At 64.7% G+C, this 14,522-nt stretch carries 7 protein-coding genes; 6 read left to right on the plus strand and 1 reads right to left on the minus strand.

Features of this window, described 5'->3' with window-relative positions; translation table 11 throughout:
- Positions 1–6: 6 nt before the first annotated feature.
- Positions 7–657, minus strand: a complete 651-nt coding sequence (locus tag ABWK72_RS02770) for a hypothetical protein (RefSeq protein WP_367873253.1) — start codon at positions 655–657, stop codon at positions 7–9.
- Between the two features lie 142 nt (positions 658–799).
- On the opposite strand from ABWK72_RS02770, the gene ABWK72_RS02775 reads away from it, so the two are divergent.
- The 6 genes from ABWK72_RS02775 to ABWK72_RS02800 all read left to right on the plus strand — a co-directional run bounded on the left by ABWK72_RS02775 (position 800) and on the right by ABWK72_RS02800 (position 14,416).
- Positions 800–1,837 (plus strand): quinone-dependent dihydroorotate dehydrogenase, encoded by a 1,038-nt coding sequence (locus ABWK72_RS02775; protein ID WP_367873254.1) that lies wholly within the window; start codon positions 800–802, stop codon positions 1,835–1,837.
- Between the two features lie 100 nt (positions 1,838–1,937).
- On the plus strand, positions 1,938–2,204 hold the full coding sequence (locus ABWK72_RS02780; RefSeq protein WP_367873256.1) for a glycine zipper domain-containing protein: 267 nt from the start codon (positions 1,938–1,940) through the stop codon (positions 2,202–2,204).
- 112 nt (positions 2,205–2,316) lie between these two features.
- On the plus strand, positions 2,317–4,503 hold the full coding sequence (locus ABWK72_RS02785; RefSeq protein ID WP_367873257.1) for a protein-disulfide reductase DsbD family protein: 2,187 nt from the start codon (positions 2,317–2,319) through the stop codon (positions 4,501–4,503).
- Positions 4,504–4,590: 87 nt separating this feature from the next.
- A complete protein-coding gene (locus ABWK72_RS02790; protein ID WP_367873258.1) occupies positions 4,591–6,576 on the plus strand; it encodes an alpha-amylase family glycosyl hydrolase in 1,986 nt (661 codons plus the stop codon).
- A 590-nt stretch (positions 6,577–7,166) separates the two neighbouring features.
- Positions 7,167–10,511: a hypothetical protein gene (locus tag ABWK72_RS02795; protein WP_367873259.1), complete on the plus strand. Its 3,345-nt coding sequence runs from the start codon at positions 7,167–7,169 to the stop codon at positions 10,509–10,511.
- A 146-nt stretch (positions 10,512–10,657) separates the two neighbouring features.
- Positions 10,658–14,416 (plus strand): hypothetical protein, encoded by a 3,759-nt coding sequence (locus tag ABWK72_RS02800; protein WP_367873260.1) that lies wholly within the window; start codon positions 10,658–10,660, stop codon positions 14,414–14,416.
- The last annotated feature ends 106 nt before the right edge of the window (positions 14,417–14,522 follow it).

A 14,522-nucleotide genomic window follows, 5' to 3' on the forward strand; every position in this document is an offset into this window, starting at 1 on the left:
GGGAGATCACCTGCCCTTCGCCAGCACGCCGCTCCAGAAGGCGGGGACCTTTTCCATCAGCTTGTCCATCGCCTCCGCGCGGCTGCGGCGTCGGGCGCGCTGGGTCGCATTGCCAGCGTCCATGCCCGCCGTCAGGCCGCTGCTGCTGGCCCGCTCTTCCAGGATACCGTAAATGTAGCCGCTGCGGGCATCGCGGACCATCAGGGTTGCCACGGTGGTGGCCTTGTAGGTGTGATTCGGGGCGAGACCGAGGGTGGCCACGCTCAACGGCATGAAGGCGTCCTGAACCTCATCCGAGCTGTCGAAGCGATAGACCGCCACGATATCCGCACCGAGCTTCTGCGCCTCCCGATCGAGTTCGCGGTAGGATTCCACCTGGCTTTTCAGGGTCAGCCGGTTGAGCGCCACGACCCCGGCGATCCCGGGCAGGGAGGCGACCTGCGCCGCATGTTCCGGCTTCTCGCCCTGGGTGCTGTCCTCGAGCCGGAAGCCATCGCCGGAAGGGGCGATCCGGGCCACGGCCACCCGGGCCGGAAAGCGGACCGTCGGGCGCGCCAGGGAATTCTCCTGAACGGCACCCGACGATCCCTTGGTCATGGGCAGGGAAAGCTGCGGCGGCGTGTAGTAGTCGCAAGCGGCCACGGTAAGAACGGCCATGGGGAGGATTATCTTGGAAATCATTTCCGGAGCCTGCCATTTGCCGCCGCTTTCCGGTAAATCGATAGATTTTCGTTGATCATCGCGAAAAACGATGTGATCCGGGATTGGAGCATTTCCGGCGGCGGTTCAGCTTTCCGGCGTGCCCGATGCCTACGCCCTCGCCAAGAGCCTGCTCTTCCGCCTCGACGCCGAATCGGCCCATCACCTGAGCCTGCGCGGGCTGCGCCTCGCCGAACAATCGGGGGCCTTGTCCGCCCTTTACCCGGCAGCCGAATGCCTGTCGCCGGTCGAGGTCATGGGCCTGCGCTTCCCGAACCGCGTGGGCCTCGCCGCGGGGCTCGACAAGGAAGGCAACACCATCGATGCCCTGGGCCGCCTCGGCTTCGGCTTCGTCGAGATCGGCACCATCACCCCGCGTCCGCAGGCCGGCAACCCGAAGCCGCGGCTCTTCCGTCTGGTCGAGCATGAAGCGATCATCAACCGGATGGGCTTCAATAACCCCGGGATCGATGCCGGGGTCGCGAACGTCCGTGGCTCCAAGGCTTTCGACGGCGCGATCGGCTTCAACATCGGCAAGAACAAGGACACGCCGAATGAGGATGCCGCGGACGACTACCTGGCCTGCCTGCGCGCCGCCTATCCCGTGGCGGATTACATCGCGGTCAATCTTTCCTCGCCCAATACCCCGGGCCTGCGCGATCTCCAGAGCGAGGAAGCCTCCGCCCGCCTGCTGGAACGTTTGAAGAAGGAGCAGGCCTCGCTGGCCAAAGAGCACGGCAAGCAGGTACCGCTGCTCTTCAAGGTCGCACCCGATCTCGACCCGCCGCACGTCAGCGCTTTGGCCCGTGTCTTCCTCGAAGGCGGCTTGGACGGCCTGATCGCGACGAATACCACGCTCGACCGAACGCCGGTGGCAGGCCACCCGCGGGCGGGCGAAGCAGGCGGTCTCTCGGGCCGTCCCCTCACCCGCCGCAGCACCGAAATCATCCGCGCCTTCGCCGGGGAATTCGGCGGGCGGATCCCGATCATCGGCGTCGGCGGTATCTCCTGCGCGGCAGACGCGATCGACAAGATCCAAGCGGGCGCGAGTCTGGTGCAGATCTATTCAGCCTTCATTTTCCAAGGCCCGCGCTTGGTCAAGGAGTGCTCGGTGGCGCTTGACGGTCTGCCGGGATGAATAAATTCCCGCGGCCTGCCGTCTTCCCGGCAGGCATGCATTCCGCCCTTGCACGAACCTCGTTCTGGCGGAAACTGCCGCAGCAACCTGATCTATGACCATGAACAAATCCCTTGCACTCCTTGCCATCGTAACCGGCGGCTTCCTTAGCAGTTGCGCCGGTCCTGTCGGGCCCAATACCCAGCGCGGAGCTGTCGGCGGGGCCGTTCTCGGTGGTGTCGCCGGTGCCGTCATCGGAAACCAGTCCGGCCGTGCCGGTGAAGGTGCCCTGATCGGAGCGGGAGTCGGTGCTGCCGGCGGGGCCGCCATCGGCAATGCCCAGGACGAAGACAATCGCCGCCGCTACTACAACAACAACGGCTACTAATTCCGTCACGTTCTCTCCAAAGCCGGGCGGGCCTTCGGGTTCGGCCCGGCTTTATTTTTTGGATGATACCCCGCCCCATCCCCTCTAGCCTGACACCGCCCGCCGCGCTTCCATGATCATCCCAGCACGCATTTTACGGATCCTCTTCGCTTTTCTGCTCACGCTTTCCCTGCACGGGCAGGACGAGATCCTCGGCCTGGATGGTGCGGGTGCCTTTGGGAAGGCGAGCGATAAGCCCGCAACTGCCGAGGTCATCGCCGAAGTGACCGCGATCGCTCCCGGCAAGCCCTTCCGCGTGGCCTTGAAGATCACCCACGCGCCGCACTGGCATACCTACTACGTGAATCCGGGGACGGTCGGCGCTGCTCCTTCGATCTCGTGGACCCTGCCTTCCGGCTTCACCGCCGGGGAATTCCAGTTCCCGGTCCCCCTGCTGGGCACCGCCGCCGGAGCACCCTTCTACGGCTACGGCGATGTCACCTATTTCCTCCAGACCATCACCCCGCCCGCAACGCTCAAGCCCGGCGAAACGGTCACGCTTTCCGGCAAGGCCTCGTGGCTGGTCTGCAAAGAGCAGTGCGTGATGGGCAACGCCCCGGTGAGCTTGGAACTGCCGGTCGCCGCGACCGCCGCCGCCAATCCAGCGACCGCAGCCGCCTTCGCCAGCGCCGATGCCGCCCTGCCCAAGCAGCCGGGCACTTGGACGGTCGAGGCCGCCGAGGCAGGTGACAAGGTGACCCTTTCACTGAAGGCCGGAGCGGGTGCCGTCGATGCACCCCTGAACGTCTATTTCTTCAGCAGCGATGCCTTGGAAGATGCGACGGTGCCGCAGGAGTTCACCAAGACCGGCGACAAGCAATGGCAGCTCGTCCTGCATCGCAATGCGGATACCGATCCGAAGCCCGCGAGCGTCTCCGGCATTCTCAAGTCCGACAACGGCTGGACCAGCGGCGATCCTGCCAAGGGGCTTCTGCTGAGCAAGATCCCCTTCGGCGTCAAGACCGTGGCCACCACCGCGACGCCGCCAGGCAGTGCCGCAGGCGATGCCCCCGGTTTGCTGTTGACCTTCTTCCTGATGTTCGTCGGCGGCTTGATCCTCAATCTGATGCCCTGCGTTTTCCCGGTCATCGGGCTCAAGATCATGGGCTTCGTCCAGCAGGCGGGACATGATCGAAAGAAGGTGGTTACCCATGGCTTCATCTTCACCGCCGGGGTGCTGGTCTCGTTCTGGATCCTCTGCGCCCTGTTGCTGGCCGGCGGGATCCGGAACTGGGGCGGGCAATTGCAAAATCCCTGGGTGGTGCTCTCGCTTCTGCTGGTGATGCTGATCTTCGGCCTGAGCATGTTCGGCGTCTTCGAGATCGGCAGTTCGGCCACCGGGGTCGGCGGCAAGCTGGCGAACAAAAACGGGCTTGCGGGCACCTTTTTCTCAGGGGTGCTGGCCACGGTCGTCGCGACGCCTTGCTCGGCACCCTTCCTCGGCACCGGTCTGAGCGCGACGGTGCAGCTCCCGACGCCGCTATTCGTCCTTGGCTTCACCTTCATGGCACTCGGCCTGAGTCTGCCCTACCTGCTGCTGTCATTCTTCCCCGCGCTGGTCGACAAGCTCCCCCGCCCCGGCGCGTGGATGGAGTCCTTCAAGCAGGCGATGTCCTTCCTGCTTTTCGGAACCGTGGCATTCCTCGCGTGGGTCTATCTGCAGCAAGTCGGCGATCAATTGGCCGGGCAGAAGAGCCTGCACGTGCTGATCGGACTGACCGTGATCTCCGCGGGCTTCTGGGTCTACGGGCGCTGGGTCCTGCCCTACCGCTCCGCAAAGGCGCGGACCTTGGGCCGTGTATTCGCCACACTGTTCATCGCGGGCGGCGCGATCCTGGCCAAGCCATCTCCCCCGGCCCCGGCAATCGCGGGAGCACCGGAAATCAAGTGGGAGGAGTGGTCGAAGGAAAGGCAGGACGCGCTCTTGAAGGAGGGCAAATCGGTCTATGTCGATTTCACGGCCCGCTGGTGTCTCACCTGCCAGACGAATAAGGCGGCCGCCTACACCGCTGAGACTGCGAAGCTTTTCCAAGCCCGCCAGATCGTGACCCTGAAGGCCGACAAGACCGTGGACAAGCCCGAGATCGACGCCGAGTTGATGCGCCTGGGCCAAGTGGCCATCCCGGTGAACGTCCTCTACGTGCGGGGCGATGCGGCGCCGCAGCTGACCAATACGGTGCTCACGGCCGGCTACCTCCAAGGCTTCGTCAAGGAGCACATGGGCGATACATCATCGGTCCAATCATCGGTCCAACCTTGAAGGACCGTGAGGCTCGATCGGCGCGGAATGCCGGTCGGGACGCACTCATCACTTTGCACCACTGTCATCTTGGGCCATGGTCGCCGGGTGAGCGATACTCCCCGGCTGGTCCTCGATGATCCTTGGCTCGAACCTCAGAAGGAGGTCATTGCCCATCGTCTGAACCGGTTCCGCCAAAGCGTCTCCGACATCGAAGGCCGCAGCGGCAGCCTGACAGCCCATGCCAACGGCCACAAGCTGACCGGCATCCACCGCCAGCCCGACGGCGGCTGGATCGTCCGCGAGTGGCTGCCGAAGGCCAAGGCGGTGTCTCTAACCGGCGATTTCAACGGCTGGAACCGCGAGAGCCATCCGCTGGCTCCGGCGAGCGGCGGCGTCTGGCAACTGCGCCTGCCGCCGGGCTCCCTGGCCCATGGCCAGAAGGTGAAGCTCCACATCACGGGGGCCGATGGCTCGCGCCGCGACCGGATTCCCGCCTGCATTTTCCGCACCCTGCAGGACGAGCAATCGCATGACTTTTCCGGCCAGATCTGGGAACCCGCCGAGTCCTACGTGTGGAAGCACGAATTCGACCCCGCGACGGTGAAGGTGCCCTTCATCTACGAGGCCCACGTCGGCATGTCGGGCGAGGAAGGGCGGGTCCACACCTACCGCGAATTCGCGAATGCCACCCTGCCCCGGATCGCCAAGGCGGGCTACAATGTGGTCCAGCTCATGGCGGTGCAGGAGCATCCCTACTACGGCTCCTTCGGCTACCATGTCTCCTCCTTCTTCGCGCCGACCTCGCGCTTCGGCACCCCGGAAGATCTGAAATACCTGGTGGATATGGCCCACGGGCTGGGGATCGCGGTGCTGTTAGACATCGTGCACTCGCACGCGGTGAAGAACTACGCGGAAGGGCTCAACGACCTCGACGGCTCGGGCAACCTTTACTTCCACTCCGATGCCCGCGGCGATCACCCGCAGTGGGACTCGAAGGTCTTCGACTACGGGCGGCCGGAGGTCCGGCAGTTCCTGCTCTCGAACGTCCGCTACTGGCTGGAGGACTTCCGTTTCGACGGCTTCCGTTTCGACGGCGTGACCTCGATGCTCTACTGGCACCGCGGGGCCACCTCCTTCAATGACTACTGGAGTTACTTCGGCGGCGAATCCGACCAGGACGCGGTGCTCTATCTCCAGCTCGCGACTACCCTCGCCCGCCAGATCAAGCCCGGCGCGATCCTGATCGCCGAGGACATGTCCGGCATGCCCGGCCTGTGCAAGCCGGTACAGGATGGCGGCGTAGGCTTCAGCCACCGCCTGGCGATGGGCATTCCCGACTTCTGGATCAAGCTCCTCAAGCACACGCCCGACGAGGAATGGAACGTGAGCGAGATCTGGGAAACCCTGACCAACCGCCGCCATGGCGAGGCCAACATCGCCTACGCCGAGAGCCACGACCAAGCGCTAGTGGGCGACAAGACCCTGGCCTTCTGGCTGATGGACCAGAACATGTACTGGCACATGGGCAGGGAGGATCCGAACCCGATCGTCGAGCGCGGCATCGCCCTGCATAAGATCATCCGCCTGCTGACCTTCGCGCTCGGCGGCGAGGGCTGGCTCAACTTCATGGGCAACGAATTCGGTCACCCCGAATGGCTCGACTTCCCGCGCGAGGGCAATGGCTGGTCCTACCACTACTGCCGCCGCCAGTGGTCGCTGTCCGAAAACCCGGCCCTCAAATACTCCTATCTCGGGGCCTTCGACCGCGCGATGATCGAGGCCGGCAAGGAACACGGCATCCCGGGCAACGAGCGCGCGGAATTGCTCAATCTCGATCCGGTCAACAAGGTGCTCTGCGCGCGGCGGGGCGATCTGATCTTCGTCTTCAATCTCTCGGTCGACCGCTCGATTCCGGACTACAAGTTCAAGGTGCCGGGCAGGGGCGAGTACCGGCTGGTGCTGGATACGGATGCCTCGCCCTTCGGCGGGCAGGATCGCGTGGACGCGGCGATGACCTATCCGGTTTCGGCGGACGGGATGCTATCGATCTACACCCCGGCGCGGACGGCGATGGTGTTCGCACCGGCATAAAACCCGCATCGGCAACGCTTCCTCTCTTTCACCCGGGCTTCCCGCGCGGAGCCCTTCGCCGGTGCCCGGGAGACGGGATTTCGCGGAACGTGTTAGATCGGCCGGGCAGTTTTCACGGGAATTTCCCGGCGGGTTCATCTACCTCGCTCCCGGCACGTGTTCGTTTCGTACCGACTGATCCCCCACTCATGATTCGCTTAAGTCTTCCAAGCCACAAACCCCTCCGGATCGGGCTGGCCGCCCTGCTCCTCACGGGCGCGATCATGCTGCTGCTGGATCGTTCCGGCATGCCGTGGACGGCGTCCTCGGGAGCTTCGCCGGTGATGCCTCGCGCTGACAGGCCGCGCCCCATCGATCCTGCGACGTCCCTGGCGACTGCCACCTCTGCTCCCGTGGTCCCGGCACAGGCTGGCTTGTGGCAAGCCTTGGACACCGCCCGGCGCGGAATCCGGGAATTCCCTGCGGCGCGATCGGAACAGCACGAAGGAGTTACCCATTCCTTGCACCATCCGGCGCAAAGGCTGTCGGCCACCTTCAAGCACGGCGGGATTTTGCTGCGGCCTTCTTCAGGAAGCCCCTGGACCCTGGGCATGAGCTATGCCTCTGCCGGCAAGGACTCGCGGATCTCCACTGCCGGAACCCGCGCCGAATACCGGCACCAGGACGGCACGGTTGAATGGTTCGATAACCGCGCGGAGGGCATCGAACACGGCTTTACCCTGGCGCAGCGGCCGCCCGCCAGCGGTGAATCCGTCCGGCTTGAATTCCGCCTCGACGGCCTGACCGCTTCCGCCGCCGGGAACGGCGGCGACCTCTTGCTGGGCCCCGCGGACGGAGCGGCCTGCTTGCGATATTCGGGGCTCAAGGTGTTCGATGCCCTGGGCAATCCCCTTCCCGCTTCGATGCACGCCGAAAAAGGCGGCATCAGCATCGCGTTCAACGATCACGGCGCGAGCTATCCGGTCACGGTCGATCCGCTGATCACCACCTTGGAACAAAGGCTGGATCCACCCGTGCCGGGCTTCGGTGCCGCGCCCAACGAATTCGGCGAGGCCATCGCCATCGATGGCGATACCGCGCTCGTCGGAACTCCCTACGATGACATTCCCGGCGGTGACATGTCCGGGAGCGTCTATGTCTTCCGTCTCGTTGCAGGCACATGGACCCAGGAAGCCTGGCTGACGGCAAGTGATCGCTTGGCGGTCGATACCTTCGGCATGGCGATCGCGTTTCAGGGAGACCATGCGTATATCGGGGCACCGGGCGCAGCCGCCGGTGGCGGGATCATGTCGAACCGCGGCTGCGTCTACCATTTCACCCGCAGCGGCAGCACCTGGACCCAGCAGCAGATCCTCAGCCCTGCCACGGCTTCGCTCAACGGGGCTTTCGGCAGATCGCTCGCGCTTTCTGGCGATACCCTGATCGTCGGCGCGCCCGACCAGGAATCTTCCCCGCAAACGGCGGGCAGCGCTTACATCTTCGAGCGACAGGGCGCGTCATGGGTGGAAGCGGCGAAGCTGGCACCTCCTGGCGCGACGGCTGGCGACCGCTGCGGCTTCGCGGTGGATATCGAGGGCGATCAGGCCGTGGTCGCAGCCCCGGCCTATCGGAACTCGGTCAATTCCAAGACCGGCTCCGTGCATGTCTTCACGCGCAGCGGCGGCTCCTGGTCGCCAGCGGCCAAGCTCTCGGCAACGGCCCCCGGCACGGGCTTCGGCAGGGCTCTGGACCTGCAGGGAGACACGCTGCTGGTGGGCGCGCCGGACGAGCGCGACTACCGGGGCAGTGCCTTTGTCTTCACCGGCAGCGGCGGCACCTGGTCCGCACCCGCCGCCCTCACGCCCGAGGTCGAGGTCTGCGCGGCCTTCGGATCCGCGGTCTTGCTAGACGGGGACCAAGCTTTGGTCGCTGCTCCCGGCACGCGCTTCTACTACGACAAACCGGCCGGGGAAATCATCCGCTTCGCCCGTCAGGCCGACGTTTGGGCAGAGGCGGGCCCGAGGATCCGCCGCCCGGACGCCTCGCCCGAGGACGGCTTCGGCTTCCCGCTGGCCCTTCACGGGAACACTCTCCTGGCAGGCATGGGCTCCGCGTTTTCTTATGCAGACTATACCGACTCCGGAGCGGAACGCGTGCTGGTCTATCAGTTCACTGGCGGCGACTGGCTCCAGCAGGCAACGCTCCGCCCCAATGACGGCGGAGACAACTACTATGGCGGCACCGCCGTGGCGATCGACGGCGACCGCTGCCTGATCGGCGTCCCTTACGACGAGGACGGCATCAACAATTACCGCCAGGGCAGCGCTTATTTGCTCACCCGCATCAACGGGACTTGGGAAGCGGAGGCCGCCTTTGACAATGAAGACCATCGAATCTTTGAATTCGGCACTGCGGTGAGCCTGTCCGGCACCACCGCGGTGATCGGTTCACACGACGGTGCCACCGTCTATCGCAAGCAAGGCGAAGCATGGGAACTCGATGCCAAATTGCTGCCAAGCAGGCGCGACGTGGACGACATGTACGGCTCCGCGGTAGCGATCCGCGGCAGCAGGGTGATTGTCGGCGCGCCCTTCATCTCCTATCGCTCGAGCAACCAACAAGGCAGGGTCTTCATCTTCGATCGCGGCGAGATCGGCTGGCACCAGACCGCCGTGCTCCAGGCCGGGGACGGGAGCATCGGGAATCTCTTCGGCAGTGCGGTGGCCGTCGATGGCGACCGCGTGTTGGTCGGCGCACCGCGGGTCTCCGGAAGTGTCCGCCTCGGCCAGGCATACACGTTTGTGGAGCAGGATGGCTCGTGGCAGCAGGAGCAGCAGTTCGCCGGGGTGAACTCGTCGGACCACGATCTCTTCGGCGCAACGCTAGCTTTGAAAGGGGATGCCATGTTGATCGGCGCTTCCGGTCAAAATCGGGTCTATACTTACCACCGCAGCGGTAGCATCTGGAGCCCCGGCCAAGTCCTCGCCGCACCCCCCTTGTCCGGCGCGGGTTTCTTCGGCACTTCCGTGGCGCTGAGCGGCGATCTCGCCCTGATCGGTGCACCGGCGGATGAGACTCAATACAGCAGCTCCGATCCGGCGTTCCCCGGCTCCGCGCACGTCTTTTCGCGGGAGAACGGTGTCTGGGGCCACCGGCTCGAATTGCGGAGCGGCAATACCACCGGCAATGGCTTCGGGCTTTCGGTCGCACTTGACGGGGCCTTTGCGCTGGTCGGTGCACCCTATGAAGACGCCGTAACCTCGCCGGTCGGTAACATCACTCCGAACCAAGGCAGTGCGTGGTTCTTCATCCTGAGTTCGGAGCACGAGCTTTTCCTGCAAACCTTCGATACCAACGGGGACAATTCACTGTCCGCTCAGGAATGGCGCGCGGTCTATCCCGCGGCACCGAAGAAGGAACTCTCCTTCGCATTGGTCGATGCCGATGCCTCCAACAGCATTTCCCGTGAAGAGCTCCAGGCCGCCCGCGGCAATCGCAAGCTCACGAAGACCCTGAACCTCTGGCTCGACCGTGCCGCCGCCTTCATCGAGCTCGACCTCGACAAGGATGGCCTAATGACCCGCACCGAGATCACCCCGATGTGGAAGCCGGGAGCGCGCGCGAAAGCGATCGATGCCACCTGGAAGCGAATGGGCGGAGCTGCCGGACTAACACTCGCGCAGTGGGTCAAGGCCCGCATTCTCCCCTCGCTGCCGGCCTACGCCGTCGCGAAGGAGATCCGCGCCTCGCGGCGGTCGGCCTTTGGAGAAAAAGACTTCGATCAAAACGGCAGGCTCAGCCGCAGCGAATTCGGGTTCTTCTTCAAGGAGGGCACCGCCTCGAAGAAAGTGAATGTCGCCTGGCGGGCCGCTACCGCCACCCCGCGGAAAGAGGATCCGCCTGCCGACATCGGTTTGGGCCCTTTTATCGAGGCGCCCTCCTTGCCGCGTTTCTAAGGGAAGAGAATGCGGGTCTCCCGTCGGAGTCGCCACCGTCCCAAGAAAAGCCGCGCTTTCACGGAATCTTCACACAAAAGTTCTTTCCATCCCGTGGTGATAATGAATTTACATTGTAAATCAGTTGCCCATCAAAAACCCCCACCATGAATCCAACTCCTCCGCTATCCCTCCACCGCACGCGACGCCTCGGCATCGCCACCCTGATGGTTCTTGGCGGCGGCCTTTGGCTCTTCAAATCCGCCCCCTCCCCTGAGGAGGGCCGGAAAGCCGGGCATCACGCTCCGGCCCCCTCGCCTAGCCATCCGGCGGGCTCCGCAGCCGGCGGGGCCGCCGCCCTCCAAGCTCTGGCCCCCTCGGAACAGGAAAGCCTCTGGACCGCTCTCGACACCGCCCGCCGCGACATCACGCCCCTGACCGAAAGCGAAGCGGCTCTGCCCGGAAATGAAGGCGTGTCTTCCTTCTCCTATCACCCCGGCCAGGACATCGCGGCCCGCTACACGAACGAAGGCGTGCGCTTCTCCATCGGCGGGCACGACGACCTTCAAGCCGGTTTCGAGTATGATGACGGCGGAGCCGCATCCGAGCTGAGCACCACCGGGATTCGCGCCGAACTCCGCCACCGCGACGGCGTGACCGAATGGTTCGAGAACCGCCCGGAAGGCATCGAGCACGGCTTCACCCTGAGCCACCGCCCCGCCGCTGCCGGAGATGAGGTTCAACTCGAAGTGAAACTCTCCGGACCCCACGCGGTAACGACGGCCGATCCCGGAACGCTTGAGCTGCATTCCCCGGACGGAGAACCCAAACTCAGATACTCCGGCCTGAAAGCGTGGGATGCGGACGGCAAGGACCTGCTTGCCAGCATGACCCCCACCGCGGACGGCATCCGCCTCGCGGTGGACGACCGCGGTGCGCGCTATCCCCTCACGATCGATCCGCTGATCACCAATCTGGAAAAAGAATTGGGCCCCGAAGTCACAGGCTCGGGTGAAGCTGGCGACCGTTTCGGAATCTCGGTGGCCGTGGATGGAATCACCGCCGTGATCGGTGCGGATTCCGACGACACGCCGAGGGGAGCCGACGTCGGCCGCGCCTATGTCTTTTCCCGCGCGGGTAGCAAATGGCTGCTGAGGGCACAACTTGCCGCGCGCGCCGGGGTAAGCGGAGATGCATTCGGCAGGGCGGTCGCAATCTCAGGGACCACCATTCTGGTCGGCGCACCGCTCGACGACTTCCCCGCCCGCGTCGATGCGGGAAGCGTGAGCGTGTTCGTTTCCTCGGGAAATTCCTGGGTCGAGCAGGCCACCCTCAGCCCCGAGGGCCGGCAAAGCGGAGATCACTTCGGTGAGGTTCTTTCGCTTAGCGGGACGACAGCGGCGGTGGGGGCGATCGAAAAGGACAAGCAAAGGGGAGGCGTTTACGTCTTCGTCCGATTTGGAAATAGCTGGCTACTCCAGCGACAATTCCTCCCCCCGGACACGTCTTCTCCCGCCTTTTTCGGCAGGGCGATTTCCATCGATGGCAACAATCTCGCCGTAGGAGCCCGGATCGCGCCCGGAGGCTCTACCAACGGTGCCGTCTACCTCTACACCCGGTCCGGGGATTTATGGACCGCGCAGATCCCGCTCACATTCGCGGCCAACGAACACATCGGGGTTGCAGTCGCCCTGTCGGGCTCCGGTCTGCTTGTCGGGGCCGAAGGGATTGATGAAACCAGTCCGGGAGCGGCCTATTTCTTCACGTTCGCCGAAGGCATCTGGACCCAGAGAACCAGGATCACTTCCGGCTGGCAAGGTGCCGACGGCTTCGGGCGCACCGTCGCTCTCACCGCGAATGCCGCGGTCGTCGGTGCTGCCAGGATTTCCGTGAACACCGGTGGCGGCCTGCGAAAAGGAGCCGCCTGTTTCTTCAACCGGGAGCGCGACGTCCTGACCAAGTCGGCGACTCTCGGGCCCTTGGGAACGGACGTCGCCGGCGAGACGGTTCCGGTGGCGGCAAGCTTGAATTACGCCTTGGCCGGATGGACCGGCACTAGCACCGAAGCGGGAAAGGCCAGCGGCAGTGCTGACGTCTTTGAAAGACACGGCTCGGGTTGGAGTCGCCTTGCCACCTTGAACATGGGAGACAATGCCATCCGCAACCGCTTCGGCTACTCGGTCGATATCGACGGCGATACCTGCGTGATCGGTGCCGCTACCGACACCACCGCTACCGGCACCGAGCGCGGAACCACCTACGTCTTCACCCGGCATGGGACGACTTGGGCGCAGCAGGCCAAGTTCAGTCCGGCCGGAACGGAAGACGGGATCCTGTTCGGTGCCGCAGTGGCGGTAAGCGGCGATACCCTGATCGCTGGTTCGCCCGGTGAAGGCGATGGCGGCGGCAGTGCCTATGCCTACGTCCGCAGTGGAGGCCACTGGCTGCTACAGCAGAAACTCGATTCCAACGGCAGCTCTTCCATCGGCTCCTTCGGGGCTAGCGTCGCACTCGATGGCAATAACGCCGTGATCGGCGCCCCGGACGGCGGAGAGGCACAAGGCAGCGCCTATGTCTTTGTTCGCAGCGATGAGCATTGGACCCAAGAAGCAGCACTCGAAGAAAGCCTGCCCCGTGCAGCCGCTCGATTCGGCAAATCCGTGGCCATCGCCGGCGCGACCGTGCTGATCGGCGCTCCGGCAGAAGAATCGCAGCAGGGAATCGCCCATGTCTTCACCCGCGATGGCACCGCTTGGATCCGTCAGGCCACCTTGAATGGAGCAGCCGACCTTCGCTTCGGCACCGCCGTGTCCCTGAGCGGGAACTACGCACTGATCGGTGCCCCGGGGCCGGAGATTCTGCCCGAGCCCATCCCTGCGAATGGCACAGGTGCCGCCCACCTCTTCGCCCGCAGCGGCGATTCATGGTACCACATCACCCGCTTTACCCCGGAGAACCCCGCAGCGATCCATCGCTTCGGGCAAGCCGTCGCCATCGACGGCAGCATCGCGCTCGTTGGAGCCGGAGAACGCCAGCCTGGCGATCCCGGCTCCAACGGTGCGGCGTATGTCTTCGCCCGCGAGGGCACCGCATGGACCCGCGAGAATCTCATCGGCGGAAAATCACAGGTATCCTTCGCCTCGGCCTTGGCCCTGAGCGGGGACACGGTGATCGCCGCGGCGTCCACCGAGGACTCGGTGAATCCGTTCGACGAGACGAGCACTCCTGACACGGGCGAGGTCTCCATCTTCCGTATCGGCGGTTCGCTGCTGTCCGGTCCGGAGGCTTCGCTGCTGATCGCCTTCGATGAGGATGCCAGCGGCAACCTCTCCCCCTCCGAATGGCTCCGGATTTATGTGAAGCCCCCGGCGGCGGCCAAGGAGAAGCTCTTCACACAGGTCGATACCGATGCCTCCGGTGACGTATCGCTTGCGGAATTCATCACGGCGAAGAGCGTCCCCGCGTTGGCGCGCACTCTCGATGCTTGGATCTCCCGGGCCGCGGCCTTCCTGAAGCTGGATGAAATTCCGGACGGCATCGTCACCCGCAGCGAAGTGGCCGCGATGTGGCCCCCCGGCACTCCGGAGGCGCGGATCAATGCATTCTGGTCCCGGGCGAAAGGCGGCTCCGGCCTCGATCTCAAGGAATGGATCACCGCCAGGACCCTGCCGAACTTCTCGACCTACGAAGCAGCCCAAGAGACCCGCGAGCAGCGTGCCGAAGCCGCGGCGACCCTCGACACGGATCATGACGAGGAGATCAGCTTCCTCGAATTCGCGGGGCTCTTCAAACCGGGCAACAAGCAGGCGATCCGGGCGGCATGGCGCGCCGCCACCGGCACCCGCCGATTCTCCCCGCTGCCCGCGGCGATCACGATCAACGATTTCATCGAAGCTCCGAAGCTGCCGAAGTTGCCCGCCACATGATCCCGGCAGATCCCGCGCAAGGCAGGGACCGCTCTCCGAGCGGTCCGGCTGGGAGCGTGGCCGCTCACCCCGCCGTGTCCGATGGGATTACCGCCGCCGCCATCAG

This window comes from Luteolibacter sp. Populi (assembly GCF_040801775.1).
Lineage (GTDB): Bacteria > Verrucomicrobiota > Verrucomicrobiia > Verrucomicrobiales > Akkermansiaceae > Haloferula.

What these genes read in the sequence shown, in the direction of transcription:
- ABWK72_RS02780 (WP_367873256.1), top strand. Translation starts at nt 1,938, where the DNA reads ATGAACAAATCCCTTGCACTCCTTGCCATCGTAACCGGCGGCTTCCTT.
- ABWK72_RS02800 (WP_367873260.1), top strand. Translation starts at nt 10,658, where the DNA reads ATGAATCCAACTCCTCCGCTATCCCTCCACCGCACGCGACGCCTCGGC.
- ABWK72_RS02785 (WP_367873257.1), top strand. Translation starts at nt 2,317, where the DNA reads ATGATCATCCCAGCACGCATTTTACGGATCCTCTTCGCTTTTCTGCTC.
- ABWK72_RS02795 (WP_367873259.1), top strand. Translation starts at nt 7,167, where the DNA reads ATGAGCTATGCCTCTGCCGGCAAGGACTCGCGGATCTCCACTGCCGGA.
- ABWK72_RS02770 (WP_367873253.1), bottom strand. Translation starts at nt 657, where the DNA reads ATGGCCGTTCTTACCGTGGCCGCTTGCGACTACTACACGCCGCCGCAG.